Here is a 26,706-nt window from a genome sequence, read left to right on the forward strand (position 1 = left end):
CCACCCCGGTGGCCGCCGCCAGCGACCAACCGCCGCCGGCGGCCACCAGTCCCCGCACCCCGCTCCTCTCTGGAAAAAGCGTTCCCTCCCCCGCCCGCCGCAGAGAAAGGGCATCACCGTGGAGACACCCACCAGGTACCAGGGACCGGTGCTGGGCCTGTTCCGGATCGTGCTTGGACTGCTGTTCGCCTGCCACGGGGCGGCAACGCTCTTCGACGTGCTCGGCGGACCGCACGGGCAACCCCCCAGCACCGGCCAGTGGCCCGGATGGTGGGCGGCAGTGATCCAACTGGTCGGCGGCGCCCTCGTCCTGCTGGGCCTGGGCACCCGGCCGGCCGCCCTTCTGTGCTCGGGCTCCATGGCCTACGCCTACTTCGTCCACCACCAGAGCGATGGACTGTTCCCGCTGGAGAACGGCGGCGAGCAGGCAGCCCTGTTCTGCTGGGCCTTCCTGCTCATCGCCGCCCTCGGCCCCGGCCGATGGGCCACGACCGAGCTGCTCGCCCTCTCCACCCACCGCAAGCAGCACACGCGAAAGGAGGTGAGCGACACGCGCAGCAGCTGACCTCACACAAGTACCTGTCATGAACACGTAACACGGGCCATATCGGTCTGTGATTCCCCGACGCACACGGAGGAAGAGCATCATGAACCGCGTACCCGCAACCGCGGCCGGCCGCACCGCACTGGGCGCCGCCGTACTGGCCACCAGCCTGATCGGCGTGCTCGCCGGGGCACCGACGGCCGCAGCACACGGCACGGTCATCGCGCCCGAGACCCGCAACTACGGTTGCCTGCAGCGCTGGGGCTACACCGAGCCCAACGAGTCCCAGGACCCCATGTGCTACCGCACCTACCACGAGAACGCCAACGCCATTGGCGCGTGGAAGGCCGTCTACGCCAACAACACCGGCGACAACTACAAGCAGGTCATCCCCGACGGCCAGATCTGCAGCGCCGGCGGCCAGGGCGAGACGAACTATCGGCCGCTCGACCGCCCCGGCCCGTGGAAGATGACCGACATCGGCGCCAACTTCACCGTCGACCTCTACGACGAGGCCCGGCACGGCGCGGACTGGCTCGAGGTCTACGTCACCAAGCAGGGCTTCAACCCCGAGTACGAGCTGATCGGGTGGGACGACCTCGAACTGGTGAAGAAGACCGGCCGCTACCCCTACCAGGCGCACTACGTCACCGACGTCAGCACCTCCGGCTACAGCGGACGGCACGTCGTGGTGACCGTGTGGAAGGCGTCCCATATGGACCAGAAGTACTTCCTGTGCAGCGACGTCAACTTCAGCTGACACCAGCGCGCCCCAGCTGAACGACGTCACGGCACATCGGCCTCGCGAGGTGCACACCTCGCGGGGCCTTCCCCCTCCCTCTACCGGTCGGCTGCCGCGGCCGGACCGGTCGCCTCCCGGAGGACCCATGCTCCTGACCAGCCACCCCCGCCGCCTGCTGCGCGACCGGCTCCTTCCCGCCGTGCGCACCCCATCCACCCGAAGGACAGCCACACAGCGCGCGGCCGAGTGCTACCGGATGCGCAGCACCGTGGTTCTGCGCATCAGCGTCGGTGTCCTTTACTGCTGGTTCGGGGCGCTCAAGTTCTTCCCTGCCGCGAGCCCGGCCGAGGAGATCGCGACCGCCGCTATGACAAAGCTCACCGGTGGCCTGCTGCCCACGACCCTGTCCATGCCTCTGCTCGGCACCGCGGAGACCTTGATCGGACTCGCTCTGGTCACCGGCCTGTTCCTCCGGCCCGCCTTGATGGCGTTCTTCGTGCACATGGTCGGGGTCTTCACCTCCCTCGCGCTGCTGCACGGTCAGATGTGGCACCACGGTGTGCCCACCCTCGAAGGCCAGTACGTCCTGAAGAACCTGGTCCTGGTAGCCGCCTGCCTGGCCGTCGCAGCCGACGAGGTCTCTGGTTGACGCTCACGAACCCCCGCTACGCAGCCCACCAGATAACCAGCCCGGTCTTGCGGGACAAAAGTCAGCCGACACCGCGCAGAAATGCCACGTTCGTGAGACTGAGCGGCTGTGCCATCGACTTGAGACAGCGGAAGAAACGCTGGTCAACGAGCATGCCTGTGCCCCGAGCGGCGAGACCCTACAACAGCAGAGCCACCGGGCGGCAACAGTCTTCGGCAAGTTCAGTGCGCTACGGCCCGATGCTGGCAGATGGATAACATGGCCTGGGATTCGGCAGCGGCGAACCCAACGCCGATTAAGCCTGATCGACCCAGGGGGATAGATGACAGTCAGGTTCGACCCGCATATCGCCCGCCAGGCATTGGACGAAGCATTTAGGCAAGCGGTGGACGCCACTTCGCTGCCAGAGGCGTGGCTGCACCTTTCGCGCTCACTGCGACAGGAAGAAGCCCCACGCACTTACACCCCCGCGTTGGGTACCGCACTCCTCGCTCGAACACTCAATGAGACCGTTGACCCTCGCTCCATCAAGCAGCAGACCCACAATACTCGATCCTATTCCGCCCGAACTCTGTGCCACCGTGTACTTGTACCCGCTTCCGTGCAACTCGGTTTCAATCTGAACACCAAAGGAAGGGAACCTCTCAACAATCAGCCCTTTTTCCGCTACAGCCATTGGGACGAGATACCCCGACCCGAAGCGGGCAAGGGAACGTATTTCGACGGGCTCAACGAGGCACTGAGACTCCTCGATCGGAAAAACCCGCAGGAATGCAAGTTGGCACTCATGGCCTTCCTTAAAGTCTGCGCCGATCATTCGGAGTACGACAAGAAGCCGAGATTCAGTGTCCGTCACATGGCTGGTGTACGCAAAAATTACGCATGCGATCCCATTCCTATAGATGGCGGCCAAGCTCAGGTTTTCAGGGCGAGAGACAAGTCCACGGGCTCCGTGGTAGCCCTGAAGAAGCTCCGCACACCGCTAGAGCGGCGCGTCGCCAGAATGGGGCGGGAGATCGAAGTCGGGCTGTTCCTGAATGGCCATCCTCACGCCATGCCTATTCTGGACCACGCGCCAGATCATAGCTGGTTTGTCATGCCGTACGCACAGGGAACGGCCCTGGATTACCATGATGACCTACGGAATGACGACGCACTGATTCTTCTCCTGCAATCCGTATGTTCTGCCCTTGAGGTAGCACACCGAGAAGGCTATGTGCACCGTGACATCAAACCGGCCAACATTCTTCTGCTGGACGGCCGGTGGGTGGTTGCTGACTGGGGCATTGTTAGGCGTCCGCGCGGGATGACGACCGACCCTCAGAGGACGAGGGTGGGCGTAGCTTTGGGATCGGCTGGGTTGCCGCCCCCGAGCTGGAAGACGACGCTCACAGTGCAGGGCCACAGGCCGATATATACAGCCTGGGCCAATTCGTCGGGTGGGCAGTCACAGGAAGGCGTCCCCGTGCAAACATTCCCCTCCTGCCGGAGAGTGGCGCATGGCGTGCGGTCGTAGAGGCCGCCACGAGAGACGACCCCGCGATGCGACCCGAGTCCGTCACCGAGTTCCTCAAAATAGTCGCCCGCGAAACACAGGCTCCTTTTAGGTCGACTACTGGTTCTCAGGTTCCAGCAGCCGAGTAATCCTGCGGGCTGCGACCACGCGTTTACCAATGAGCGAATGCCGACCGTCGCAACTGCCTGCGGACCGAGAAGGGCGCCGGGTTAGCAGGCAGCTCGCCTCATGCTGGCGGGCCGGTCATGAAGCGCCAGCCCGCCAGGAACCACCGAGTTCGGCAAGGTGCCTGCGCAGTGCGCCGCGCTGTTCCTCAAGATCCTGCGAGGCGGGAGACAGAAGATAGACATTGTCTCGGTAGGGACGGAACCCCAGGCGCTCCCACCCCTGGGCGATCTTGGCGTTCACGCGGTCCCACTCGGCTCTGGCCGTCAGCCGATGGCTGCTGAGATCGGTAACGCCGGGCGAACAGGCGACGGCCCGGCAGCCGGCCATGAGCCGGGTGATCACCTCGCAGGCGAGGACGGCCGCCAGGCCGTGCCCGCGCCATGGCGGATCCAGTGTCACGCGATTCATGACGAGCAGCGCTGAGCCGACGTACTCCAGCCGTTCGCTGACTTCGTCGGTGAAGGAACCCGTCTCGGGATCAAGGAGGACCTGCGCAGTCTCGTACAGTTCCTCCGACTCCTCCTCCATGGCCCAGTAGGCGTTGCGGCCTCGGTCGAGGTGCACCCGGTAGAACGTCATGGAGCCGACGGCTACGTCCTCGACCGTGCACGAGGAGCAGTCAGCATTCGCACACCCGCTGGAGCCGACCGGCTCGTCATGTTCACCATGGGCGCGTCGGCGGTGCAGGATGGCCACATCCCAGCACTCCAGCGTGTCAGCCTGGGGAGTGTCCCAGAGTCCGTCGTCGTAGGAGATGCGCAGGTGCAGCTCGGAGGGGTCGCCTGGCAGCGGGGAGGGCTCGGTCACGGCCGCAGCGTAACGAGGCGTCCGCGCGTTCGTGGATAACGGAGCCCCAGCTCAGGGATGGCGTGCCCACGCCCACGCCGAAGCGAGGAGTTCGTGCGCTGGGACCCGCGGTCCTTCGCCGAGCTGAAGGCCGGCTATTTCTCCTGGTTCGTCCGCGGCAGCTCACCGCACGCGCGTCACGGTGACCACGGCATGCCTCGTCGTCCCCGCCAGCACCTCGACGAGCAGTCCGGACTCCGCCGCCGTGAACGACTCGCCCCCGGTCGCCCGACCTCGTGCGGCCGGGGCAACGGCCATCAGCGCCGGCGCGACCTGCGCGGCCAGCTGCGCCCCGAGCCGCTGAGACAATGCGACACGACCGTCAGGCAACCGCACCGCCAGCGCCCGCGGCCGACCCGCCGCTCCCGTGAACCCCACCACCTCCGCGTCGATCGTCTCCGCGTGTCTGACCTTCTTCCACGACGACGACCGACCGGCCCGGTATGGCGACCTTCCCGACTTCGCCACCACCCCCTCCACACCGGAGCCGGCCAGCGTCTCGTACCAGACCCGGGCGACCTCCACGTCTTCCGTCGCCGACACTGCCTGAATCGGCGACCCCTCCGGCAGCCCGGCCACCACGTCCAGCATCAAGGCGCGCCGCTCCTCATACGGACGCCCCCTCACGTCCCCGGTGGGCAACGACAGAACGTCCCACACGATGAGAAACGCAGGGTGCCGCGCCGCCAGCTCCCGCGACCGTGCAGGCGAGGAAGCCGCCCGAGCCTGAGCGGCCTCGAACGACACCCGCCCGTCAACCACGATGACCGCCTCGCCGTCCAGCACGACACCAGCCGGCAGAGCCATCCCCGCAACAGCAAGATCCATCCAGGGCGTCGTCACGTCCCGACCCGACCGCGCTTGAAGCCGAACCGTCTCAGCCAGCCGCCACAAAACCGTCCGGTGACCGTCGAGCTTCACTTCATACCACCAGCGCGGCCCGGTCGGCAGCTGCGGCACCAGCTCGGCCAGGGCGACATCGACAGGGAACTCCACCCCGCCACCCTCAAACGCCGCCCAGGCCGCCCGCGCACCGGACTACTCCAACAGGCCCAGCCGCGTGTCCGGCCGACACTTCGAGCACGCCGGAACCTGCTGACGTATCGCGTCGCGCGCCTGCTCCCGCGTCGCTGGCATCAGGCGCTTACCCGGGTCCCAGCAGTCCCCCGTGTGCACCGCCACCAGGCTGGTCCGGTCCAAACCCCGCTCGATCAGCCACTCCGGGGGCGGTGGCCGCCGCTCCTCGGCCTGCCGCCGCTCGGCCTCCCGACGCTCCTCGTCCGCGATCCACCGGTCTAGCTGCCGAAGGCTCGCCCGCGCCTGTTGCTCGACCACGCGGCGCGTGAACTGCAGCAGTTCCAAACGGGACGGAGTATCGCTCACAAGTTCGATTATAGAGGGCGATTTTCAGCCGGGGCCGTCTAGCGGCTCCTGACCTCTGACAAAGGATCTTGGTCGTTTGCCAGGTGATCTTGACCCCGGGTAGTTCTCTGCCGCCTGATCTTGATCAACGAGGTGTATTGAGTCAAAACACGCACTGAGGCCCCCGCACCCGGGAGGACCCTGTTGGCGGTCGCCAACAGCGTGTCCATCTGGGGCTGCGGGGGCTCCGTGTGGCGAAGAAGGATGGGTGCAGTCAGCTCCCAGTGGGGTCTTCTGTGTGGCTGCCGGTGCGACTGCGGCGTGTCACGGCGAGGGCGCCTCCACCGGCCGCGATCAGGATGGCCGCTCCGCTGATCAGCCACGGCGTGGCGTCAGCGCCGGTGTGGGCGAGGGAGCCCGTCGGCGTCTTCGGTGTGGAGTCGCCGTCCGGGGTGGCAGCAATGGTGGAGGAGTCGGGTTCCGGTGTGTCGCTGTCCGACGCGGACGGCGTGACCCTTCCCGTACCGCCGTTCGGTTTGCCTGGGCCAGCGGGAGTGTCGGTGGGCGTGTGCGTGGGCTTGCCCGAGGGTTCGGGCTTCAGGGTGGTGGTCTTGGCGTTGGTGACGGTCACGGTCACCGGGCCGCCGGGAGCCGCGGTGAACGTCTTGGTCGTCTTGTACAGGTCGTAGCCGGCAGGGGCTTTGATCTCCTTGACCCAGAACTGGGCCTTGCGGCTCGACATGGGCAGCTCTCCGGAGGCCGTGCCCTTGACTCCCGTGGTCAGGGTGAGCAGCGTCGAGGTGCCGGTGCCGATGTTCACGGTCGCGCCGGGCAGGAGCTTGCCGGTCTTGTCGTCCTTGGCCTGCAGGAAGACCTTGGCGGCCTTGAACGGGTCGGTGATCGTCAGCCGTGTGGTCGCGCCCGGGGTGACGATGACGTCCTGGTCGGCGACGACCTCGTGGAGCGGGCTGCCGGAGGCCGTCTCCTTGAGCCGGTAGACGCCGGGCGCGAGGTCGGAGAAGGTCAGCTTCCCCTGTGCGTCGGTCGTCCCGCGTCCAGCTTCCTGGCCGGCGGAGTCGAGCAGCAGGAACACGGCGCCGGGCAGGGCGTCTCCGGCCGTGTCCTTGGTGATGATCTCGACGCTGCCCGCGTCTGGGGCCGGAGTCTCGGCGGAGGCCGAGGGGGTCGGTTCGGAGGGCTCGGCGCTCGCGGCCGGCGCCCAGGTGAGGGTTCCGGCCGCGGCGACGGCGAGGGCGGCGGCGGATCGGACGAGACGTGCGTGCACGAGGAAGAAGGCTCCTTGATCGGTCGGGGTCAGCGGGTGCGGCCGGTCGTATGGCCGGTGGGTGGCATCGCGGGGGTCGGACGGTTGGGTGGCTGCGGGGCCCCGGGTGCGACGTAGAGGTGCCGGCGGGTGTGGATGGGGATCTGTTTCACGGCCCGGTGCAGCGGTTCGGTGGAGATCAGCGAGGCGGTGAAGGCCGCGGCGAGGGTGGTGGGAGCGGCGGCGGAGAACTGGGCCTGCCAGTGCGGTTCGCTCGGGTAGCCGCCCCAGGCGCGCCAGGTAGGGCCTTCGGAGCGGGTGGTGGCGTATTGGTGGCGCACGCCGCCGAGGCCGTCCGGTGGGAGGAAGGTCTGTGTGCCGTCCGTTTTGACCCTGTGGCTCCAGCCGCGCGTGAGGAGCGGTGTGTACACCTCGTGCGGGGCCGTCGCGTCCTCGAACAGGTGGTTCTGGTCGCTGTGGCGGTCTTCGAGGTACAGGTCGAGCAGTTCGGCGTGGACGTCGCGCAGGAGTTCGGCGGGGGTGGTGGCGTCGAAGGTGATCTCCCAGGCCCGTGGGCCGAAGGGGACACGGTCCATGCCGATGGTCCACGTTCCTTGGCCTCGCTCCTCGGGTTCGGGAGCGAAGCGGGTCCACAACCGGGCGCAGGGGCTGATGGCGAACGACATCCCTTCGAGTCCCTGGTGAAGGTGCCAGCCCTCGTCGAAGGGGAAGGCCCAGATCGTCTTCAGGTCTGCTTGGCCGGGACCTGCGAGGTAACGCGGGAGGACCCTCATGGTCTGGTCGGGGTCGAGGCCCTTGAAGGGGTCGGAGGGCGGATCGGGCAACACGAGGAGAGGCTCCTGCTGGGTGGCTGGCGCGGGGTGCGGGTTTCGGGATGAGGATCAGCGGGTGCGGGCCCCGGCGGGTGCGGTCGGCGGGGGCGGAGTTCTGCGCGACGTGCGGCCGGCCGCTCGCTTGGGTCCGGAGGCGGCCCAGGCGCCGGGGAACCAGACGGCGGTGTACTGCTCGATGGCGTCGCGCAGCCCGGTGGTGACGGCCCCCTCCCATGGCGGGCGGCCGGGGCGGTGGTATTTGTCGAAGGTGCCGTACTGCTGGGTGTTCGGCCGGGTGTTGGCGGCTTCGTCGCGGCGGTGGAAGGTTCCGTGGTCCAGGAAGCTGAGCGCCACCGCGTCGATCTCGCCGCGGTCCGGGTGGACGACTGCGACCCGCAGCCCGCCATAGGTGTCCGCGTAGATAGTGCGGGTGAAGTCGATCCGAAGCCGTAGCGGCGTGCCCGGGACGGGAGCGGCGTAGTAGGTGTTGCCCACGACGGCGTGGTCGTGGAAGGGGAGGCACAGCTCGGTGAAGAACTCGGGGGCCTGCAGGGACACGAGGGTCTCCGGTCGGAGTTGGGCTGGGGTCAGCGGCGTGGGCCGGGCAAGGCGGGTCGGCTCGTGGTGCTCCAGCGCGGCACGCTGGCCGCGGGCAGCGCGGCCGGGCGGCGGGACGCGGCGGCCCGCCGGACGTCAAGCGGAGTGGGCGACGGCGGACTCGGCGAGAGGATCGGGGAGAGCCGGGCGTGGCCCTTGACGTAGCTGTCGGTGTCGTCCCGCCAACGGGTAAGGGGTGCGGGGTCGGCCACGGCTTCGGTCACGGCCCGCAGGAGGGCGGCGGGGGTGTCGGTGCTGGCCGTGAAGTACCAGAAGGGCCGGGCCGGGGACGTGCCGGCCCACAGGTGCCAGCGCGTATCGCGAGTGTCCAGTTCGATCGCTGGGTCGAGGTCGCCGGTGGTGTACTCCAGCGTGGCGAGCCCGTCGGGTGCGGTGATGGCGAAGGTGCTCAGGTGCGGGCGGTTGAACTGCCAGCCTCGGTTGATCAGCGGGTCGACGGCCAGGAAGGGGTCACGGTCGGCGCTTCCGGCGAGCGGGCGGGCAAGGTATCGGTCCGGGCCCTGCCGGTACGCCTCGGCGAGGGTGGTGGTGAAGGCCGTGACGAACTCCGTGGGCACGGCGTCGTTGAAGCAGACACCCCAGGCCGGCGGACCGAAGGCGTCCTTGTAGGCGTTGATGCGCCACAGTCCGTCGTCATCGCCTTCGGGGAGATAGCCGAGGCGGACCTTGCCGTCGGGCGCCGTGAGGTTCCGAGGTCGTCGTGGTGCAGATCCCAGCCGAGGTCGTGTAGCGGGTCGAGGCCGGGGTCACCGACCGCGGTGGAGCGGGCCAGGTGGCTAGACGTCGCCGTCGATGGTGTCGTGGTCGTCGTGAGGCACTGAATCCTAGGGGGGACGAGGTCAGTTGGGGGACTGCAGGGCGGCTGCGAGGTCCGTGGGCCGACCGGTGTAGTGCAGGGCGCGCAGGCCCAGGCGGCGGGCGGCGTGGCAGTTGTCGGCCCGGTCGTCCACGAAGAGGACGCGGTGGGGGTCGGCGCCGGTGGCGTTTATCGCGTGCTGGTAGGCGGCCGGGTCGGGTTTGCAGACCTGGAGCCGGGCCGAGTAGAAGGCGTGGGTCATCAGGCGGCGCCACGGGTGGCGGTCGAGGACGTCGCTGAGGTGGCGGGGTGCGTTCGACAGCAGGACCAGCGGTAGACCGGACTCGTGGGCGTGGTGGAGAACATCGACGACGCGTTCATCGGTGGACGTCCACATGTCGGTGTCGGCGTCGCGGAGTTCACGCAGCCGTCGGGCGCCGGGGTGGTGGCCGAGGACCGTGGCCCAGTACGCGAGGTCGCTGAGCTGCCCGGCGTCGTAGGCGGAGCGGGCGTTCCAGAAGGCGTTCTGGAAGGCGGGGAGGTCCTCGGGCCACAGGGCGGTGTGGGCCAGGCGGAGCCACTGGTCGGTGGTGGGTTGCAGGCCGATGACGCCGTTGTAGTCGAGGATGACGGCGTCCAGGCCCGCCTGGGCGGCGGCAGGGGTCAAGGGGTGGTGTTCTCCAGGGCTCGATGGGCGAGGGCGGCGACGGCGGCTGCGAGGAGGGCGGGTAGCAGCAGGGCCGTGGACAGGGTGGTGGCGCTGGCCAGGGCACCGATGAGGGCCGGGCCGGCGAGGAGGCCGAGGTAGCCGGTGGCGGTGACCGTGGCCACGGCCTTGGCGCCTCCGGCTCCAGCCGCGGTGATGAGCGAGGGGACGGTGGTGGACAGGCCGAGGCCGAAGACCGCCCACCCGGCCAGCGCCATCGGGGTACTGCTCCCGATGACGCCGATGGTCAGTCCGGCCGTGGCGAGAACGGCACCGGCCCGTACCACCGTCGGGGCGCCGAAGGCGGCAGTGAGCCGGTCACCTGTCAGCCGTCCCTCGGCCATGGCCGCGCTGTACAGCGCGAATGCGGTGGCGCTCGCGGCCGTCGGGGCACCCAGGGTGTGCAGGTGCACGGCGGCCCAGTCGGCGGCGGCTCCCTCCCCCAGCAGGCTCGCTGCGGCCAGAGCGGCCAGAAGCCAGAGCTTTCCCGGCGACGGAACCAGGGGGAGCTTCCCGGCGTCGGCGCGCATTGCGGGGCGGTCTGCGCCGCTCAGGCTTCGGGTGACCGGCACCGCAGCGACCGCGACGACGGCCAGGAGGGCGCCTGTTGCGGTGAAGAGAGTGCTGTGCGGGGCCCGGGCGGTGAGGGCGGCCAGGGCGGCGCCGGCCAGGGCGCCGAGGGAGTAGGCAGCGTGAAGACCAGACATGATGGGCCGGCCGAAGGCGTTCTGGCAGCGCACAGCCGCGGTGTTGGCGGCAACATCCAGGATGCCGTGTGCGAGACCGAAGGCGAGAGCCGCCGCCAGCAACGCGGACAGGCTCTCGCCTTGGCCCACCAGGACGAGGCATCCGGTCAGGGCAAGGGACCCAGTGGTGAGCAGCGTCGGGAGCCGCTCTGGGCGGGCGTAGCGGCCTCCGAGCTGCAGTCCGGCGACCATGCCGACGGCGGCGGCCAGCAGGACCAGGGCCAGCCCTGCGGTGCTGAGGTGGGCAGCCTGCTGCACGGCAGGCATCCGGGCGCCCCACACCGCCATGATGGCCCCGAGGCCGAGGAAGTACCCGGTCAGCAGCGCCCGGCTGTGCCGGTCGGACGCAGACACCACGCTCACGCCGCGGTGCTGCGGGTGCCGGGGGTCCGGTCGAGGACCGCGACGACGGCACGAGCGGCCCGCTCTGCGCGTGCACGCGCCTCCTTGCCGGTGGCGGCGGTGGTGATGAGGTAGCCGAGCCGCCCCGTGTACAGGTTTCCTCCGTCGGTGGGGAGGAGGAGCTGGTCGCCGGTGCGGCGCTGGAACTGCAGCCGGTCCAGCCACGTCGGGCATGGTCCGTCGTAGGTGAGGTGGGTGAGGGTGCCGGAGGTGTCCGGATAGAGGAGCCGGATGGCGGCGGCCGAGGACCTGGTGGGCGTGAGGTCGGGGGCACGGTCGCAGGCGATGTCGGCGGCGGCACGGGCCAGGTCGATGCCGGTGGCGAGACGCACGAGGTGGCCGATCATGTCTCCGGCCAGACGGGCGTTGACCTCGATGAGGCGGGGTCTGCCGTCGACGAGGCGCATCTCGATGTGGCTGACGCCGTCGGTGACGCCGAGGGCGTTGATCGCCGCCCGGGCGGCCGGCGCAACGGTCTCCCGGAGCGGGTCGTCGGCGTCCACGCTGTGGGCCAGCTGCTCGAAGTGCGGCGGAGGACTGAGGGTCTTCCGGTTGACCGCCACCACCGTGGTGGCGCCACGGTAGGTGACGCACTCGACGGAGATCTCCGGCCCGTCGAGGAACTCCTCGACGAGGACGCTGGTGCTCTCGGTCCCCTGACCGGCCGTGCGTTCGGCTGCCTGGTAGGCGGCCGTGAGCTGATCACGGTCATCGACGCGGCGCACGCCGATGGCACCCGCGTGGGAGGCGGGCTTGAGCACCAGGGGGTAGCCGATCCGTTCGGCGGCGGCTTCGGCCTCCTGGCGGCTACGCACGCTCACTGAAGCGGCCGAGGGCACGCCGTGGCGGGCGAACAGCGACCGAGCAGTGGCCTTGTTGCGGCACCCCTGCATCACTTCGGGTGCGGTGGTGGGCAAGCCGAGCTGGCGGGCGAGGCGGGCGGTCGGGACCACGCTCCACTCGTCCCAGGTCATGACACCGGTGAGGTCGTGACGTCCGGCCAGAGCGCGGCCCCCTGCCAGCAGCGCGGCAGGATCGCTGAGGTCCACGACGGCGTGATCAGTGATGTGCGGCTTCTCCCACGACGGTTCGGCACCGGTGAGCAGCACGACGTCGTAGGCGTCGGCGACCTGCTCAAGGCAGTAGCCGCGGTAGCTCTCATCTCCGGGAGCAACGACGAGCACAACAGGACGAGCAGACAAGAGGGGATTCTCCATATCGAAGGACGGCAGAGCAGGAAAAGAGGGGTGTCTCAGGCGGCGCGACGCCGGCGCAGCTCGAACGCGTGGGCCCAGTGGGGGTGGTCGTCGATGAGGCGACGGGCGTAAAGCGCGGTGAAGTTGTTGTTCAGCCCCGCGACCCCGTACGGGAGTTGGCGACGAAGATCCTCGAAGAGGTCCTTGAGGCTGACCCGGGTGGCGCCGGCGGCCAGGCGGCGGGCGGCCATGCGTTCCAGAGCGCGGTATACGTGCGGGTTGCCGGCGTCGAAGGCGTGGAACTGCTCGGTGATGGTGCGGCCGGTCGCTCGGTGCGACCCGAGGGCGGCGATGGTCATAGGGGGTTCTCCACGGGCAGGGGCGCGTTAGGTGCGCAGGGCGGGGTCGGTGCGCAGGCGGGCGAAGGCGCAGAACAGGCCGAGCGTTTGCAGGGCGGCGCAGACGGTGATGACGTGGCCTAGCGCGTCGGGCGGGGTGAGCGCGGTGAGCACGCCGGCGACCGGGAAGGGCAGCAGGAGGATGAGGATGGTGGCCGACAGGGTGCTGCCGAACGCCTCTGGGGGGATCAGGCGGGAGCGCAGGGTGCGCAGGACGACCGCCAGGCCGCCATCGGCTGCCATCAGGACCGCGACCATGACCAGGTAGGACAGGTAGTCGGGGGCCAGGGCGGCAGCGAGACAGGCGAGCGAAGCAATGGCGGAGCAGGCGGCCCCGACGGGCCACAGGCCCCGGCGGTCCAACGCGAACCGGCAGATGGTGACCGCCACCAGGGTGGCCGCTGCTGCGGCGGACCACACCAGGCCGACGGCTGTGGTGGACTGCCCGAAGTGCTGGACGACGATCACGGGGCCGGCGGCCTGGAGAAGGCCGGTGGCCAGGTTGGACAAGGTCAGCCCGGCCACCAGCCAGCCGAGCGCGGGAAGCGCGCGGATGGTGCGCCACCCGGTGGCCAGCCCTGCCCCGGGCCGCCCTTTCGGCGCGCGGGCCGGAAGGACGGGCGAGGGCGGTGTGCGCAGGGCGAGCAGCGCGGCGAGCAGCGAGAACCCGGTGACCACCGCGAGCATCGAAGGCGGTCCGGCGAGCAACAGCACGCCGGCGAGCGCCGGTCCGGCCAGGGTCGCGGTCTGGTCGATGCCGAGCAGGACGGCCTGGACACGGTGAGCCCGAGGCCCCGCTCGGCGGCCGGCGGCGGCACCTGCGGTCTCGGCCGCCACGTAGCTGAACTGGGTGAGCACACCGGTCGCCGCCGCGAGCACCATCACGGTCACGCTCGCCACGGCACCGGACGGGTAGAGGTAGAGCAGAATCCCCCCGGCCACGAGGACCAGCGCCCGTCCCAGGGAGGCGAGGTGGAAGACCACCGAGGCGCCCCGCCGGTCGACCATCGATCCGGCCCACCCGAACGCTGCCAGGCGTGGGATCCACTCCAGGGTGAAGGCGGCACCGGTCAGCATCGCGGAGCGGGTCGTGGACAGGACGAGCAACGGGATGCCGTAGGTGGACATCGCGAACGCCAACGCGTCCGCCGTACGCGGCAGGTAGATGCTGCTCAGCAACCCGGCCGGGTGGCGTGCGTGCCGGGGTGTGACCGCTGCGCTCACGCGGCCCGCACCGGCTCGGCCCCGACCACCTGGGGGTTACCGGCCAGCCACTGGATCAGGAGCGTGCGGGCACGGACCAGCTCCGCCTCACCCTCCATACCGATGGGGCGCACGTCGGGCAGGGGTCCGGGGCCCTCGGCGCTCTCGGGAGTGAGCGATGGTGCCAGCAGGCCGAGGACATGACGGACACGGCCGCTGAACTCGCAGACGGCGGCGGGGGCCGAGTGGCGCCGCGCCCACCGGGCTAGCGCGTCGTACAGGTCGGCCAGCTCCGATCCGGAGTCCGTGAGTTCCAGACCGGCACCGGGCGCGACCCGGACGAGGCCGTGGGCGCGGGCCGTGTCGGATGCACTGCGCAATTGGTGCGCGGAAAGGTCGGGCAGGGTGCCGGCGAGCCGTCGCGGCGGTATGGCGCCGTTGTCGTCGATCTCAGTGACCAGGCGGATCAAGGCGCGCGAGGCCAGCAGGTCGACAGCGTGACGTACTTCGGCAGAGGTGAAGGAGGTGCTCATCGGCGCGGGCCTCCCGCCGGGATGGCTGCCGTCGGGCGGCCGGCGACGGCGTGCGAGAAGAGGTCGCGGTGGTGCCACGCCGGAGACGACCCAACCGCCCGAGCGGGTGGCAGCGCCGCGGGCGCCGGCCGTGACTGGCTGCTGACCCACGGCCTCGGCTTGCTCTTGGCCTGCGGCTGCCCCCAGACGGGATGGTGGGCCGCCTGGTCGAGGGGCTGTCCGGCGGACCAGGCGGACAGCGTGCCAAGCACGGGACCCAGGGCGGCGCCGGCGGCGGACAGCCGGTAGGGCCGGCCGTTTCCCTCGGTGTCGGCCAGACCGTCGGCAACGAGCTGGCGCAGCGGCGGATAGATGTTGGTCCAGTCGCTGCTGGGCATCACGATCCGGGCCAGCACCCGGCCGCTGACCTCCTCACGCGACTTGAGCACCCACAAGATGGCGGCGGCATGGCGCCGGGTGAGCAGGGTGAGGCTGTCCTCGATCTGCTCGATCGCGGGAAGCGGACGGTCGGCTTTCTCCAGGTGCTCCTCGGCCCAGGTGACGATCATCGGCAGGACCGGCAGCAGGGCAGTGGCTCGCTCGGTGTGGCCGTAGGTCACGTGGCGTGCGGTGTGTTCGGTGCGTTCGACGAGGCCGGCGTCGCACAGTGACTTGAGCTTGGGGTGGAGCTGGCCGTTCTGCAGCCAGGACACCTTGGCTGCCAGCTCGCTATAGCGCAGCGGCGGGCCGGAGAGGGCCAGCAGGATCCTCACGTTCCAGCGCGGGGTGATCATGGCGAGGGCCTCGGTGACCCGGGCGATGTCAGCCTCTGTTTCCGGGGGCAGAGCGGTGATGGCCAAGGGAGAAACTCCTGGGTGAATGAAGAAAGGGGTCGCCCGCGGGTCAGCGGCTGCGCGCCGGACTCGGGGGTACAAGAGGCGGCGCCGGAGCAGGCGGCGAGGAAGTCGGCGGCGTCGGGGCTGAAACGCGGGCCAGGCTCTGCAGGACGGCGGTAACCGATGTGGCCTGGGTCTCGCGGACGGCGACGGCTTCGGCGAGCCGACGGGCGCCGTCGAGGAGGTGGGAGACCTCGTGCGGGCCGATCTGCCGCTCGGGGTGGACGAGCCGGGCCAGCTGGTCGCGGTGGAAGTCGATGCTGCGCTCGGCCAGGGCGAGGGCGCGGTGCATGCCGAGCAGGGCGGACAGCATGCCGGGTGGCTGGTCCTGTGCGTGAGCTTCGAGGTCGGCGAGCGGTGCGCCGTACAGGTCCTCGATCCGTCCGGCTATGTCGGTGGACGTCAGGTCGGGCAAACGGGAACTTTCACGGTCGACGGCTCCGGGCCGCCCCGGCACGCAGGGGGTGCCGGGGCGGCAGACGGGCGCAGGGTGGCGGTGGCCCTGAGCTGTGCCGTACGGACAGGCCGGGCCTGCCGGTCAGGCGGCGGCATGGTGCGCAGCAGCTCGCCGAGAGCGGCGCGGTAGCCGTCGCGGGCCTCCAGTGCCGCTTCCAGCCACTGCGCGTCGAAGCGGAGCTTGTCCGCCGACAGTTCGCCCATGTCACGCTCGGGATCCATGTCGCCGTGGACACGGTCGCGGACGCGGGCGACCTGCTCCTCGGTGAGCGCCAGGAACGAGCGCAGCTCCAGAGCGCGGGCGAGCGCCGGTGGAGCATCGTGGCCGGACGCCGCCTCGTACAGGTCGGGTAGCGGGCTCCCGAAGACCTTCTGCTGGTCGGTGTCCATGGTGCTGGCCTTGTCCCGGCTCATCGGGCGGACCGTGCCGGCCGCCATGCCGACGCCGGCGCGGGTGTCCCTGCCGGCCGGTGGGGGGCGCTGGTCTGCACCGCCGGGCCGCTCCGGGACCGGAGGCGGGCCAGGCGCTCTGCGGCGAGGTCCTTCTTCCCCGGGGCATCCGGGTCGAGGAGCCACCGCACGACCATGGCCCGGCCGTCGCGGGCGGTGACGGCTGCGTTCACCCGGTGGGCCAGCCCCATCGTCGGGTCGTCGACCTCGCTGGGCTGGGTCTCCAGGGCCGCCAGGAGGTCGTCCTCCGCCCGCTCCAGCACGGACTGGGCCTCGACGAGAAGGCCATGCCACTTGACGACGTCGGTGGCGTCGGGATTCGCGGTCGGAGCGGCGGCGACCGCAGCCTTCAACTGGTCCATGCCCATGTCGAAGCGGGCCTCGATCCGTTCGGTGAGCACACCCACGACATCCGAAGACTCATCGGATATGCCGTCAGTCAAAAGGGGTTCTCCTACTCTGGAAAGGCCGGTGCCTGGGAAATGTGAGGGGCGGCTGTACTCGGCGCCCCCGCCGCTTAGCGGGGCGTGCCGGATTCCGGTCAGTCCAGGCACATGCGGACGTCGCGGTAGACGTACGTGCCAGAGACCCAGCCCTTGACGCCGGTCGTCTTGTCCGTGATGTAGAGCCAGTTGCCGCTCTTCTTGGCCACGCTGAACTTGTGGCTCTTGTAGAGCACGCCGAGCGCTGTGGACTTCGAACTGGCCTTGGACCGGATGGTCACGGCCTTGGCGTGCACCGCGTACGGGAGCGGCGGCAGGTTGTGGCAGCTCACGGCGGGGATGACGGTTGCTGCGGTGGATACGGTCGCGGCGCTGGCGGGGGTGGCGGACAGCGCCGGCAGCGAGAGCGCGCCGAGCATCGCCGCGGATATGGCAATTCGGGTGGAGCGCATGCGGAAGAGACCTCCGTGAAGGCACAGGGAATGCGGGGGAAGTGGCCGCGGGGGTTGTTCCGGCGGCTGTATAAGAGTCCGGAGAATCGCCGGTTTGGCTAACCGGCGATCGTCGGCTATGTTGCGCCGACCGTGTGGGGCTGAGCGCTCAGCGCGAGCGGCCGGAGGGGCGCGGGGCGGGGGCCTTGGCGACAGGGGGCGGCTGGCCGGTGGTGGCTGCTGGGCGGACCGGCGGTAGAAGGCCGGCCTCGCCGGTGAGGCGGTCGTCGCACCACTGCATGGCCTCCCCTGCCGTGTCGAAGCCGCCCTCGCGCAGGGTGTGCGTCCACGTCCCCGTATCGACCTCCTCGACCACCACGCGGAACGGGCTGGGGGCTTGCTCGTCCCGGGCACGCAGAACCACGACGATGACCATGTCGTCGGGGTCGTCGCTGGTGTAGGAGTAGCCCGTGGCATAGCGGTCGCCGTCTTCGGCGAGGCGTCGCTCCAGTGCTCGCGTGGCCTCGTCCGCCGGTGGTGGGCCCAGGTCGGGGTCGAGACTGATGGCGTCGGGTGGGCAGCCGCGGTGGATGAGCCAGGACTGCGCCATCGCGGGCAGCGGCAACGCCGCCTGCTCGAAGCTGAACGTCTGCTTCTCGTAGTCTCGTTGCAGGTGAACGGCCAAGACTTGAGGCATGCCGGGACCCCAAGTGGCGGCGCGGTCGAACAGCACGTAGTAGCTGTGCGGCCCGTCGTGGTGTTGGGCGAGGAGGACGAGCATGTCCTCGTGGATAGCGACCTTGCGGTGGAAGTCGAGGTATCGCTCCTCGTCGGCATCGAGGTCGTCCAGCGCGAAGTCGACGTGGGGGATGGACTTCCGGGCCGGCACCGGTTCGGTGGGGGGCAACAAGAGCCTTTCGGTGGATCGGTGGAGTTCAGCGCCGCTTCGCGGGGGTGGACGGCGAGGCGCCGGGGCGTGCCGGGCTCGTCGGCGCATGCGTCGTGGGCGTCCGGCGGGCATCGAGCAGGGCGGCTCGTCCGGCGTCGGTGAGGGACACGGGCTGGCCGGCGTGCACAGGGTGGCTGGTGTCCCGGACGATCAGGCCGGCGTGTTCCAGCTGCTGCATCTGGGGATAGGGGATGCGGGTGCCGGAGGAGGCGGTCACGGACAGTCGGCCTGTCAGCAGGTGTTCGTGGAGCTTGGCACCGCCGGCGACGGCGAGCAGTGCCGCCTGGTCGTCGGTCGAGAGCCGTCCTCCGTCGGGCGTCGATGCTGCGGCGGCGGCCTCGATGGGCTCCAGGGCGGCAAGCACCTTTTGGGCGGCGGCGTCGCGCGCGTCGGCGGCTTCCTCCAGCTGGTCCGCGGTGCGGTCGATGCGTACGAAGAGGGCGCCGTCGACAGGGAACTCACCGCTTGTGAGCCGGTTGAGAAGTTTGAGGTAGAAGGTGACGCCGATCTGGGCGTTGGCCAGGGTGCGGTGCCGGTCGACAGGCTGGGCGTGCGGTTCGTCGAGGACGCCGCGGTCGCGGTAGGCCCACAGGGTGTCGATGTCGTGGCCGGTGACCGCTTCGAGGCGGTGGTCGAGCTGCGTGACCGCACGCCGGGTGGGTGTCGGCGCGGGTTGAGGGGGCATAGGCGATGCTCCGTGCGTTCAGCGGGTGGGATGGTGCGCGGGGTTGAGTGCGGGACGGGGCAGACCCGGCAGTCCGGTAGGCGGCGGACCCGGCCGTGGCACGGGAGGACGGGTGGTCAGCTGCGGGGAACGCGAGCGGGCCGCGTGCGTCCGAGCGCTCAGCGGCCGGCGGGTCATCCCCAGGCGGCGGCCGACCTCGTCGTAGACGTCGTTGCCCGCACGCGGCCGGATCGCGACCACGTGGATCTCCTTGTGGTGGGCGGATTCCGCAGGCGCCGGGCGGACGCCGTAGACGACGCGCCAGTCCTTGCGGCGGTCCACGAACAGCTTCCGAAATCCCTCCAGGTCACCGTCGAGGCGCTGTCCGAAGCGCTGCGCGTTCACCACTTCTTGCAGGTAGGCGAGGGTGAGGTCGCGGATATCGCTGGGGGCCTGAAGGAGATCGGTGAGCGCGCGAGGGTCGAAGCTCAGCCCGAAGGCGGGCTCTCCCGCTCCTGCGGTCATGACGTCGGCTCGTCCGGCTCGGCGGCTTCCTCCGTGGCCGTCGTCTCCGTGCGCAGGGACGGCGGCGGGCCGGGCAGAAGACGGTGCGCGGGCCGGTCGGGAGAGGTCATGCAGGCCGACAGCGGTCCGCCCGGCGCGCGGATCGCGGCGACGGCGTGGGTGAGGAAGTCCCGGTGCCACACGAACAGGCCGCTCAATCCGGCTTCGAGGTCCTTGTGCTGCTGGTAGGCGAGCCACAGGGCATGGAGCCAGGCCACGACGTCGTCGTGTTCCTGCCACTGCAGGCACCAGGGCGCCGCGGTGGTGACCTCGGCTCCGTAGACCGGGAGGAAGAAGTCGTCGACCCAGTCGGACAGGGCGTCGAGTTCGTCTTCCCGTTCCTCCCCGTCGAGTTCCAGGATCGGGCGGGGCTCGGGCGGAGCGGGCGCCGGCGGTCCGCCGAGGCCCGGCATGCCGAACGCGGCGAAGGGGGAGCCACTCGGTGCCGGCGCGGACGCGAGGTGGTCGAGTTGCTGAGCCTGTTGCGCCGACTGCTCCATGAGCCGCCGCACGCTCGCCTCGATTCCCTCCAACTGCGGATCCGGAATACGAACCGGCTCCAACTCTCCAGCGTCAGACGGCTTAGCGGATTCGGACATTGAAAGTTCGGCCTCCTACGAGACACGGGATTGAGACAGGCGAAAGCGTCCTTGCACACCGGACAGCGAAATCGCGCGTCCGCTCCGGGGTGCTGTGCCGACGGCTATGCAAGGAGCCGGTTGCGTTCACGGCGGGAGAGGACACGGCTCAGGTTGCGAGAACCACGTCGTCCTTGGTGAGGGTTGCGCGGATCGTCTCGGTGAGCCGGTCGGCCGCGATCGACGCGTAGTGCTCGGTCTTCTCCACGCCGATGAAGTCCCGGCCTTCCAGCAGGGCGGCGACGCCCGTGGAGCCGGAGCCGGCGCAGAAGTCGAGGACCGTGCCGCCTTCGGGGCTGATCTTGACCAGCTCGCGCATCACCTCGACCGGCTTCTGCGTGATGTGCTGGCGCTTTGCCCCTGAAGGCTGCGAAGCCGAGTACATACCCGGCAGGTAGACGGGGTTGCGGGAGCCGTCGATCGGCCCCTTGGATGCCCAGACGATGAATTCGCAGTTCTGGGTGAACCGGCCCTTCTGTGGCCTGGCCTGCGGCTTGTGCCAGGCCAGCACACCCCGCCACAGCCACCCGGCCGCCTGGATCGCGTCCGTGGTCGTGGGGAGCTGGCGCCAGTCGGTGAACAGCAGCGCGGTCCCGCCGGTCTTCGTCAGCCGGTGCGCCTCGGTCATGATCTGCGTCAGCCAGAAGCCGTAGGAGCGCTGGTCCATGTTCTCGCCGGTGAAGTCGGCGAGGTCGTTCTTGGCGTCTGCGGAGGTGTACTTCTGCTTCGCGGAGCGGGTGGTGCGCTCCTTCGCGGTCCGGCCGCCGCTGTTGTACGGCGGGTCGGTGATGACGGAGTCGACGCAGCCGTCCGGGAGACCGGAGAGAACGGCCAGAGCGTCGCCCTGGTGCAGGGAAAAAGGCAAAGAGGAACCCCAATTCGGGTGCGGAAACGCGGAGGGGAACCCCGCCTCGCACAGGAGTCCTCGCGGGCCGGAAATGGGCGTACAGAAGCCCATGGCGACAGGCGGAGGAAGGCGAGGGGGGAGTCCAAAAACTGTAGAGGCGAATCCGCCGACGACCAAGAAGTGCCGTGCTGAGGTGCCGGTTTCCGGCACCTCCCGCCGAGCTTTTTGGTCAACCGCCGATTCGCGCCTACTGTTTTTGAACCGCCCGGCGCACACCGCCGCTGGCTACTCCCCTGCCGCACCTCATGGAGGTACCCCCTGCCCCGGCATACCTAGCCCACGGCACGGCCACACACGGAGCGAGCGGCAACTCGCCCCCACTGGCCCGCCTCCGATCGCCCACCCCGGCCGCCGCGCCCTTCCACCACGCCTCGCGCCCGCGGCACGCCGGACACCGCACCCCTCAAGGAGCCGTTCATGACGTCTCGCTACCCACCCAGGCCCAAAATCGCTGACCGGCGAGCGATCCGCTCAGGTTGAAGGGGCTCGCCGCCGGCATCGGCGTCGTCTTCCTCTCCCCGATCCTGCTCGCCGGCACCGGCATGATGCTCGCCTCCTCCGCCGACGCCGTGCAGAGCAACAGCTCCTTCAGCAGCTGCCTGAGCGACATCGACAGCGACAAGATCGCCGAACAGGTCACCAAGATCCTCGACGGCGCCTCCGGCAAAGACGTGCACGTCGAGGGCTTGGACCTGCCCGCCGAGCAGGTCCCCAACGCGGCGACGATCGTGGCCACCGGCCTCTCCCTCGACGTCCCCAAGAAGGGACAGATCATCGCGCTCGCCACGGCGATGCAGGAGAGCCGCCTGCGCAACCTGGGCTCCGGCGACCGGGACTCGCTCGGCCTGTTCCAGCAGCGCCCTTCCCAGGGATGGGGCAGCGCCCAGCAGATCCGCGATCCGGTCTACGCCTCCGAGCAGTTCTACAAGCACTTGCTCAAGGTGGACGGCTGGCAGCAGATGACCGTCACCCAGGCCGCCCAAACCGTGCAGAAATCCGGTCTGCCGGATGCGTACGCGCAGTGGGAAAGCCTGGCCACCGCGCTGCAGAGCGCCATCGCCAAGACCTTTCCCGGCGCCGATGACGCGGACGGCAAGGACACGAACCAGGGCGAGAAGCCGTCGACCGGCTGCACGCCGGGCCAGGACGGTTCCGGCTTCGGCCGCATCCCCGAAGGGAGCGTCCCCAAGGGCTACTCGATCCCCAAGGACGCCGACCCCAAGGCCCGAAAGGCCATCGAGTGGGCGATGCACCAACTCGGCACGCTCTACCAGTGGGGCGGATCCTGCACAAACGCACACGGCCCCGACCCCATGGGCCGATGCGACTGCTCCAGCCTGATGCAGCAGGCGTACGCCCATGCCGGCATCACGCTCACCCGCACCACGTACACGCAGGTGGGCGAAGGCAAGGCGGTCTCTCCCGCTCACCTCAAGCCGGGCGACCTGATCTTCAGCCGCGGCACCGCCGCACGGCCCGAGCACGTCGGCATGTACATGGGCGAGGGCCTCGTCATCGAGGCACCGCGCACCACCAAGCCGGTGCGGATCACCCCGATCAAGGACTGGGACATTCTCGCCGCGCGCCGCATCCTCTGACCCCGGTCAACCCGCCGTCCCGCGGGGCCGCCGTCGCCGCGACCTCGCCCATGGCCCGCCCGACAGCCGGGCGCGGAGGCCACTTCCGCGCCCTCCGCTCGCCTGCCCCTCCGCTTTCACCTTCCCGTTGGCCCTCGCCGGGCCCGCGTATGCAAGGAGCCCGCCACACCTATGTCCGCCCCTCTCGCAGACCGCGTCATCCAGCTCGCCTACGACCCAGGAATCACGCCCAAGGGCGGCGGGTTGCCCGGCCTCGCCGTGCTGAAGAACGTGGTCAACAGCATCAACATGTTCGGGATCATCGCCGTCGTCGGCGCCCTCGCCGTCTCGCTCGGCGTCTGGGCCTGGGGCCACCACACCGGCGGCCACCAGGCCGAGGCCAACGGAAAGAAGGGCGCCGTCGTCGCCGCGGGCGCCGCCCTCGGTCTGGGTGCCGCCAACGGCATCGTGGCCTTCTTCTCCGGCCTGGGGTCGCAGGTCCACTGATGCGAAACCGCTTCCCTTCCCTTTCGCTGTCCTCATACGGCGCGGGATGGTCTGCCACCCGTCGCATCGCGATCGTCGCTGTTGCCGTCGCCGGCCTGCTCGCCCTCGCCGTGATCGTCGCCCTGATGACCGGCGGCGGCAACGGCCACCATGCGCCGGACAGTGCCGCGCCCGCCCCGACCGGCAGCCCGTCCTCCTCCGAGGCCGCCCCGAAGCCTTCCTCCGGATCCGGATCGGTGCCCAAGCCTCCGCAGATCGCCGAACCGGTCGCCTACGCCAAGGCGGCGGCCCAGATGCTGTGGTCCTACGACACCCGCGACACCAGCCGCGACGAGCAGCTCGCCGGCATGCGTGCCTGGATGACCACCGAGACCAAGTACGCCGACTGGGCCTCGGTCGCCAGCCAGGTCCCCGACCCGGTGCTGTGGTCACGGATGGCCGACCAGGACCAGCACGCCACCGCTCACATCACCGAGGGCCACTACCCCGGCGCGTTCAAACAGGCCCTCGCCGACGACCCTTCCGCCATCACCGAGGCGTACGTCTACGTCGTCACCGTCAACGGCAAGCAGACCCTCAGCTGGAAGAAGGGCGGTGGCGGAGCCGAGGAACGAGCCGTGACCCTCGCCGTCCAGTGCCGCCCAAACCACGACTGCACCCTGGCCGCCATCGCCCCCAGCGTCACGCAGTGACCCGCACCTGAGACAAGAAAGGAGGCGTAACTCCCCGTGGGTTTCTGTGACATCCCCCTGGCCGGCAAGCTGTGCGCCGTCGGCGACGCCGTCGATTTCGCCTCGGACCCCGGCAAGGCCATCGGTGACTGGATGGCGAAGTCTGCCGGTGAACTGGCAGCCGCTTCAGCCGATCTGGCCGCCGAGGCGGTCAACACCACCACAAGGGTGGACCTCAACGCCGGATGGTTCCGCGACAACTACGAGATGTTGCTGCCACTGGGCCTGGTTCTGCTGGTCGCCACTTTCTGCGCGCAACTCGTCCGGGCCGCCATCCGACGCGACGGGCAAGCCCTCACCCAAGCATTCACCGGCACCATGAGCGGCGTCCTGTTCGCCTTCTGCGCCATCGCCCTGACCACAGTCGCCATCGAAGTAGTCGATGCGCTCTCCGACGGACTGTTCCACGCCGCGAAGCTGGATATCGCCTCCGCCGTACGGCGCATCGTGAAGGTCAACCAGATCCCCGGTCTGGCCGGCCTCGGCTGGCTCGTGGCGGTCGTCGCCGGTCTGGGTGCCGCCATCGGCGCCGTCCTGTACTGGTGCGTGATGATGGTCCGCAAGGTCGGCATCCTCGTCATGGTCACCCTCGCGGTCTTCGCCTCCGCCGGCGGCGGCTGGGAAGTCGCCCGACGTTGGCGCAAGGGCTGGATCGAGGCCACCGCCACCCTCGTCGTCTCCAAGCTCCTGATGACCGTCATCTTCGTCCTCGGTATCGCCGCGATGGGCAAGACCGAGGCCAAGGACGGCATCGCCGCGCTCGCCGACGTCATGTCCGGCATCGTGATCATGGTCCTGGTGCTGCTGTGCCCGTACGCGGTCTTCAAATTCGTGCACTGGGCAGCCGACGGCACCGACGGCGAGTCCATCCACCGTGCCGGTGGCGCCGGGGCCCAGATTGCCAAGGCCCACGCCGAGAAGGCCGCCCGTAAGGCCGCCGCAGCCGCGGCCACCGCCGGAACCGGTGGCGCCGCAGCCGGAGCAGGTGGCGCTGCCGCCATGGGGAGTGCCGCACCGCAAGGCCCCGACGGCGGCGGATTCCCCGGCGACGTCGCCGCCAACCCGACCGGTAGCGGCGAAAGCAAGGACGGTTCGCAGGGCGGTGGTACGGGAGGCTCGCCCGGCGGCGATGCCGTCAAGTCCGGCCTGGAGAAGGCCGTCCGGCCCGCGCCGACCAGCGTGTCCGACGACACCAGCGGCCAGGTGGGCGGTAGCCCCGGACCCGGCGGATCCGGCGCGAATGCCGCGTCGGGCCAGGGCGGCGGGTGGCAGGCCACTCCCCCGACGACGACACCCCCTCCGCAGGGCGCGCCCCCGTCCTCCGGCTCGCAGGATGCCGCGTCGAGCGGGTCTGCTCCGCCGCCTCCGACCGGCCTCTGACCCCTGTCCGACGCCCGGGGGCGGGACGTGCACACCACCTCCCGCCCCCGGACTCCACCCGCGCCTCCAGGACCCGCCCCCATGACTGATCTTTCTGTCGCTCCGGTCACGGTGAAGTTCCCGCACCGCAGCCGCCGCGGCATCCTCCTCGGCCTCTCCCTGCCCCAGCTCGTCCTCGTCTCCTGCACGCTGGCCCTGCTGCTGATGACGGTGATCTCCACCGGACTGCTCGGCGCCCTCGCCCTGGCACCGCTGTGGGCGGCATCCGGCGCACTGGTCGCAGTCCGCCGGCACGGCCGCTCCCTCATCGACTGGGCGCCGATCGTCACCCGGTACGCGCACCGCCGCCGTACCGGTCAGACCCTCTGGCTCGCCCGGCCCGTCACCCGGCCCCGGCAGGACGGCGTCCTCCACCTGCCCGGCACCGCCGCTTCCCTCAAGGTCGTCACCCCCGGCGATTCCGCCAACGGAGCCGCGGCCGTCCACGACCCGCACCAGCAGACCCTGACCGCCATCGCCCGCGTCAGCAGCCGTGCGTTCGCCCTCCTCGACCCGGCCACCCAGAACCACAACGTGAGCAGCTGGGGGCGCACGCTGGCAGGTATCGCCCGTACCGGGCACGTCGCCACCGTGCAGGTGCTGGAGCGCACCGTGCCCGACAGCGGTGACACGCTCACCCGCCACTGGACCCAGAACGGGCAGCCCCAGGCCCCCGTCGCCGGACAGGTCTACTCCGAACTGGTCGCCTCAGCCGGACCGGCCGCCGCACCGCACGAGACGTACCTCGCCATCTCCCTCGACCTCAAGGCCGCCCGGCGCCTGGTCAACCAGGCCGGCGGAGGGCTGCCCGGGGCGTTCACCGTCATGCAGCAGACCACCGCGTCCATCGCCCAGGCCGCCCGCAACGCCGGCCTGATGGTCACCGGATGGCTGAGCGCGCGGGAGATCGCCGCCGTCATCCGCACCGCCTACGACCCCAAGGCGCTCGCCGCGCTCCAGCAGTGGTCCGAGTCCGGCCGTGCCGAGGCCGATCCTGCAGCCGCCGGTCCCGTCGTGCAGTTCGAGGAGTACGACCGCCTCGCCACCGACAGCGCGCGGCACGCGACGTACTGGGTGGAGAACTGGCCGCGCACCGAGATGGGGGCCGGGTTCCTGCACGGGATCATGTTCACGGCCGGCGTGCGCCGCAGTCTCTCCCTGATCTACGTGCCGCAGGGGCTCGAGTCGGCACTGCGGGACGTCCAGCGCAAGAAGGCCGCGATCATCGCCGACGCCAACGAGCGCGCCCGCCGCGGGCAGGTCGACTCCGAAGAGGATTCCGTCGAGTACGCCGACGTCAAGACCCGCGAACGCCAGCTCATCGCCGGGCACGCGGACGTGGCCCTGACCGGCCTGGTCACCGTCACCGCCGAGACCGACGCCCTCCTGGACGCCGCCTGCGCACAGATCGAGACCCACGCCGTCACCTCCGGAGTCGATCTCCGCAGACTCAACTACCAGCAGCCGGACGCCTTCGCCCTCTCCGCGCTCCCGCTCGCCCGCACCGCCCTGTGAACCACCAGCGCCCTGGCGCACCCTGGGCCACTGCCCCTGGATCACCAGCGACGGCCCC

30 protein-coding genes and 2 pseudogenes are annotated in these 26,706 nt (G+C 70.0%); 9 read left to right on the top strand and 23 right to left on the bottom strand.

Annotated elements, in window-relative coordinates; genetic code table 11:
* The first annotated feature begins 118 nt into the window (after positions 1-118).
* The 4 genes from ACIBCJ_RS14025 (at position 119) to ACIBCJ_RS14040 (ending at position 3,451) form a co-directional block, all read left to right on the top strand.
* A complete protein-coding gene (locus ACIBCJ_RS14025) occupies positions 119-565 on the top strand; it encodes a DoxX family protein (RefSeq protein ID WP_362504370.1) in 447 nt (148 codons plus the stop codon).
* 82 nt (positions 566-647) lie between these two features.
* Entirely contained in the window at positions 648-1,304 is a 657-nt protein-coding gene (locus ACIBCJ_RS14030) for a lytic polysaccharide monooxygenase auxiliary activity family 9 protein (protein ID WP_362504367.1), read from the top strand.
* A 127-nt stretch (positions 1,305-1,431) separates the two neighbouring features.
* Entirely contained in the window at positions 1,432-1,935 is a 504-nt protein-coding gene (locus ACIBCJ_RS14035) for a DoxX family membrane protein (protein WP_362504364.1), read from the top strand.
* A gap of 322 nt (positions 1,936-2,257) precedes the next feature.
* A complete protein-coding gene (locus ACIBCJ_RS14040) occupies positions 2,258-3,451 on the top strand; it encodes a restriction endonuclease, SacI family (protein WP_365978131.1) in 1,194 nt (397 codons plus the stop codon).
* Between the two features lie 243 nt (positions 3,452-3,694).
* Here the strand turns inward: ACIBCJ_RS14040 and ACIBCJ_RS14045 are convergent, their stop codons facing one another.
* The 23 genes and pseudogenes from ACIBCJ_RS14045 to ACIBCJ_RS14155 all read right to left on the bottom strand — a co-directional run bounded on the left by ACIBCJ_RS14045 (position 3,695) and on the right by ACIBCJ_RS14155 (position 20,857).
* The gene (locus ACIBCJ_RS14045) at positions 3,695-4,426 is read right to left on the bottom strand and encodes a hypothetical protein (protein ID WP_365978132.1); all 732 of its coding nucleotides are present in this window, start codon (positions 4,424-4,426) and stop codon (positions 3,695-3,697) included.
* Between the two features lie 162 nt (positions 4,427-4,588).
* Positions 4,589-5,461 carry a DNA ligase gene (locus tag ACIBCJ_RS14050; RefSeq protein WP_365978133.1) on the bottom strand — a complete coding sequence of 291 codons (873 nt, stop codon included), beginning with the start codon at positions 5,459-5,461 and terminating at the stop codon, positions 4,589-4,591.
* A 42-nt stretch (positions 5,462-5,503) separates the two neighbouring features.
* Positions 5,504-5,848, bottom strand: a complete 345-nt coding sequence (locus tag ACIBCJ_RS14055; RefSeq protein WP_365978134.1) for a DUF6233 domain-containing protein — start codon at positions 5,846-5,848, stop codon at positions 5,504-5,506.
* A gap of 253 nt (positions 5,849-6,101) precedes the next feature.
* On the bottom strand, positions 6,102-7,112 hold the full coding sequence (locus ACIBCJ_RS14060) for a SpaA isopeptide-forming pilin-related protein (RefSeq protein WP_365978135.1): 1,011 nt from the start codon (positions 7,110-7,112) through the stop codon (positions 6,102-6,104).
* Between the two features lie 29 nt (positions 7,113-7,141).
* Complete coding sequence (locus tag ACIBCJ_RS14065; protein ID WP_365978136.1) at positions 7,142-7,939, bottom strand: DUF317 domain-containing protein; 798 nt, start codon at positions 7,937-7,939, stop codon at positions 7,142-7,144.
* Positions 7,940-7,993: 54 nt separating this feature from the next.
* On the bottom strand, positions 7,994-8,482 hold the full coding sequence (locus tag ACIBCJ_RS14070; RefSeq protein ID WP_365978137.1) for a hypothetical protein: 489 nt from the start codon (positions 8,480-8,482) through the stop codon (positions 7,994-7,996).
* 29 nt (positions 8,483-8,511) lie between these two features.
* Positions 8,512-9,360: pseudogene (locus tag ACIBCJ_RS14075) on the bottom strand (DUF317 domain-containing protein).
* A gap of 21 nt (positions 9,361-9,381) precedes the next feature.
* A complete protein-coding gene (locus ACIBCJ_RS14080; RefSeq protein ID WP_365978138.1) occupies positions 9,382-10,005 on the bottom strand; it encodes an HAD family phosphatase in 624 nt (207 codons plus the stop codon).
* Positions 10,002-11,153, bottom strand: a complete 1,152-nt coding sequence (locus ACIBCJ_RS14085) for an MFS transporter (RefSeq protein WP_365978139.1) — start codon at positions 11,151-11,153, stop codon at positions 10,002-10,004. The genes ACIBCJ_RS14080 and ACIBCJ_RS14085 overlap by 4 nt, the downstream gene beginning before the upstream one ends.
* Positions 11,150-12,409 carry an acetyl-CoA carboxylase biotin carboxylase subunit family protein gene (locus tag ACIBCJ_RS14090; protein WP_393506791.1) on the bottom strand — a complete coding sequence of 420 codons (1,260 nt, stop codon included), beginning with the start codon at positions 12,407-12,409 and terminating at the stop codon, positions 11,150-11,152. Before ACIBCJ_RS14090 ends, ACIBCJ_RS14085 begins: the two co-directional genes overlap by 4 nt.
* Before the next feature lie 35 nt (positions 12,410-12,444).
* Complete coding sequence (locus ACIBCJ_RS14095) at positions 12,445-12,747, bottom strand: hypothetical protein (RefSeq protein WP_365978141.1); 303 nt, start codon at positions 12,745-12,747, stop codon at positions 12,445-12,447.
* A gap of 27 nt (positions 12,748-12,774) precedes the next feature.
* Positions 12,775-14,010 (bottom strand): MFS transporter, encoded by a 1,236-nt coding sequence (locus ACIBCJ_RS14100; RefSeq protein ID WP_365978142.1) that lies wholly within the window; start codon positions 14,008-14,010, stop codon positions 12,775-12,777.
* On the bottom strand, positions 14,007-14,522 hold the full coding sequence (locus tag ACIBCJ_RS14105) for a regulator (protein ID WP_365978143.1): 516 nt from the start codon (positions 14,520-14,522) through the stop codon (positions 14,007-14,009). The genes ACIBCJ_RS14100 and ACIBCJ_RS14105 overlap by 4 nt, the downstream gene beginning before the upstream one ends.
* Positions 14,519-15,361: a helix-turn-helix domain-containing protein gene (locus tag ACIBCJ_RS14110; RefSeq protein ID WP_365978144.1), complete on the bottom strand. Its 843-nt coding sequence runs from the start codon at positions 15,359-15,361 to the stop codon at positions 14,519-14,521. The genes ACIBCJ_RS14105 and ACIBCJ_RS14110 overlap by 4 nt, the downstream gene beginning before the upstream one ends.
* 43 nt (positions 15,362-15,404) lie before the next feature.
* On the bottom strand, positions 15,405-15,812 hold the full coding sequence (locus ACIBCJ_RS14115) for a hypothetical protein (protein ID WP_365978145.1): 408 nt from the start codon (positions 15,810-15,812) through the stop codon (positions 15,405-15,407).
* 10 nt (positions 15,813-15,822) lie between these two features.
* Positions 15,823-16,267, bottom strand: a pseudogene (locus ACIBCJ_RS14120) (hypothetical protein).
* The gene (locus ACIBCJ_RS14125) at positions 16,264-16,746 is read right to left on the bottom strand and encodes a hypothetical protein (protein ID WP_365978146.1); all 483 of its coding nucleotides are present in this window, start codon (positions 16,744-16,746) and stop codon (positions 16,264-16,266) included. Before ACIBCJ_RS14125 ends, ACIBCJ_RS14120 begins: the two are co-directional and overlap by 4 nt.
* A 98-nt stretch (positions 16,747-16,844) precedes the next feature.
* The gene (locus ACIBCJ_RS14130; protein WP_393506853.1) at positions 16,845-17,165 is read right to left on the bottom strand and encodes an SH3 domain-containing protein; all 321 of its coding nucleotides are present in this window, start codon (positions 17,163-17,165) and stop codon (positions 16,845-16,847) included.
* Positions 17,166-17,346: 181 nt separating this feature from the next.
* Positions 17,347-18,087: a hypothetical protein gene (locus ACIBCJ_RS14135; protein WP_365978148.1), complete on the bottom strand. Its 741-nt coding sequence runs from the start codon at positions 18,085-18,087 to the stop codon at positions 17,347-17,349.
* 25 nt (positions 18,088-18,112) lie between these two features.
* Positions 18,113-18,811 (bottom strand): hypothetical protein, encoded by a 699-nt coding sequence (locus ACIBCJ_RS14140; RefSeq protein WP_365978149.1) that lies wholly within the window; start codon positions 18,809-18,811, stop codon positions 18,113-18,115.
* A gap of 18 nt (positions 18,812-18,829) precedes the next feature.
* Positions 18,830-19,315, bottom strand: a complete 486-nt coding sequence (locus ACIBCJ_RS14145; RefSeq protein WP_365978150.1) for a hypothetical protein — start codon at positions 19,313-19,315, stop codon at positions 18,830-18,832.
* Complete coding sequence (locus ACIBCJ_RS14150; RefSeq protein WP_365978472.1) at positions 19,312-19,854, bottom strand: DUF4913 domain-containing protein; 543 nt, start codon at positions 19,852-19,854, stop codon at positions 19,312-19,314. Before ACIBCJ_RS14150 ends, ACIBCJ_RS14145 begins: the two co-directional genes overlap by 4 nt.
* 247 nt (positions 19,855-20,101) lie before the next feature.
* Positions 20,102-20,857 (bottom strand): site-specific DNA-methyltransferase, encoded by a 756-nt coding sequence (locus ACIBCJ_RS14155; protein ID WP_362334527.1) that lies wholly within the window; start codon positions 20,855-20,857, stop codon positions 20,102-20,104.
* 518 nt (positions 20,858-21,375) lie between these two features.
* Here ACIBCJ_RS14155 and ACIBCJ_RS14160 point away from each other — a divergent pair.
* The 5 genes from ACIBCJ_RS14160 to ACIBCJ_RS14180 all read left to right on the top strand — a co-directional run bounded on the left by ACIBCJ_RS14160 (position 21,376) and on the right by ACIBCJ_RS14180 (position 26,648).
* The gene (locus ACIBCJ_RS14160; protein WP_333744422.1) at positions 21,376-22,497 is read left to right on the top strand and encodes an NlpC/P60 family protein; all 1,122 of its coding nucleotides are present in this window, start codon (positions 21,376-21,378) and stop codon (positions 22,495-22,497) included.
* Positions 22,498-22,668: 171 nt separating this feature from the next.
* Positions 22,669-22,983, top strand: a complete 315-nt coding sequence (locus ACIBCJ_RS14165; RefSeq protein WP_102932250.1) for a DUF6112 family protein — start codon at positions 22,669-22,671, stop codon at positions 22,981-22,983.
* Positions 22,983-23,675: a hypothetical protein gene (locus ACIBCJ_RS14170; RefSeq protein ID WP_365978151.1), complete on the top strand. Its 693-nt coding sequence runs from the start codon at positions 22,983-22,985 to the stop codon at positions 23,673-23,675. Before ACIBCJ_RS14165 ends, ACIBCJ_RS14170 begins: the two co-directional genes overlap by 1 nt.
* A 36-nt stretch (positions 23,676-23,711) precedes the next feature.
* On the top strand, positions 23,712-25,094 hold the full coding sequence (locus tag ACIBCJ_RS14175; protein ID WP_365978152.1) for an ATP-binding protein: 1,383 nt from the start codon (positions 23,712-23,714) through the stop codon (positions 25,092-25,094).
* Between the two features lie 81 nt (positions 25,095-25,175).
* Positions 25,176-26,648 carry an SCO6880 family protein gene (locus ACIBCJ_RS14180; RefSeq protein ID WP_365978153.1) on the top strand — a complete coding sequence of 491 codons (1,473 nt, stop codon included), beginning with the start codon at positions 25,176-25,178 and terminating at the stop codon, positions 26,646-26,648.
* The last annotated feature ends 58 nt before the right edge of the window (positions 26,649-26,706 follow it).

The sequence above is a fragment of the Streptomyces sp. NPDC051136 genome (assembly GCF_044455745.1).
GTDB lineage: Bacteria > Actinomycetota > Actinomycetes > Streptomycetales > Streptomycetaceae > Streptomyces.

What these genes read in the sequence shown, in the direction of transcription:
- ACIBCJ_RS14030 (WP_362504367.1), top strand. Translation starts at nt 648, where the DNA reads ATGAACCGCGTACCCGCAACCGCGGCCGGCCGCACCGCACTGGGCGCC.
- ACIBCJ_RS14035 (WP_362504364.1), top strand. Translation starts at nt 1,432, where the DNA reads ATGCTCCTGACCAGCCACCCCCGCCGCCTGCTGCGCGACCGGCTCCTT.
- ACIBCJ_RS14040 (WP_365978131.1), top strand. Translation starts at nt 2,258, where the DNA reads ATGACAGTCAGGTTCGACCCGCATATCGCCCGCCAGGCATTGGACGAA.
- ACIBCJ_RS14090 (WP_393506791.1), bottom strand. Translation starts at nt 12,409, where the DNA reads ATGGAGAATCCCCTCTTGTCTGCTCGTCCTGTTGTGCTCGTCGTTGCT.
- ACIBCJ_RS14095 (WP_365978141.1), bottom strand. Translation starts at nt 12,747, where the DNA reads ATGACCATCGCCGCCCTCGGGTCGCACCGAGCGACCGGCCGCACCATC.
- ACIBCJ_RS14105 (WP_365978143.1), bottom strand. Translation starts at nt 14,522, where the DNA reads ATGAGCACCTCCTTCACCTCTGCCGAAGTACGTCACGCTGTCGACCTG.
- ACIBCJ_RS14130 (WP_393506853.1), bottom strand. Translation starts at nt 17,165, where the DNA reads ATGCTCGGCGCGCTCTCGCTGCCGGCGCTGTCCGCCACCCCCGCCAGC.
- ACIBCJ_RS14140 (WP_365978149.1), bottom strand. Translation starts at nt 18,811, where the DNA reads ATGCCCCCTCAACCCGCGCCGACACCCACCCGGCGTGCGGTCACGCAG.
- ACIBCJ_RS14145 (WP_365978150.1), bottom strand. Translation starts at nt 19,315, where the DNA reads ATGACCGCAGGAGCGGGAGAGCCCGCCTTCGGGCTGAGCTTCGACCCT.
- ACIBCJ_RS14150 (WP_365978472.1), bottom strand. Translation starts at nt 19,854, where the DNA reads ATGGAGCAGTCGGCGCAACAGGCTCAGCAACTCGACCACCTCGCGTCC.
- ACIBCJ_RS14165 (WP_102932250.1), top strand. Translation starts at nt 22,669, where the DNA reads ATGTCCGCCCCTCTCGCAGACCGCGTCATCCAGCTCGCCTACGACCCA.
- ACIBCJ_RS14170 (WP_365978151.1), top strand. Translation starts at nt 22,983, where the DNA reads ATGCGAAACCGCTTCCCTTCCCTTTCGCTGTCCTCATACGGCGCGGGA.
- ACIBCJ_RS14180 (WP_365978153.1), top strand. Translation starts at nt 25,176, where the DNA reads ATGACTGATCTTTCTGTCGCTCCGGTCACGGTGAAGTTCCCGCACCGC.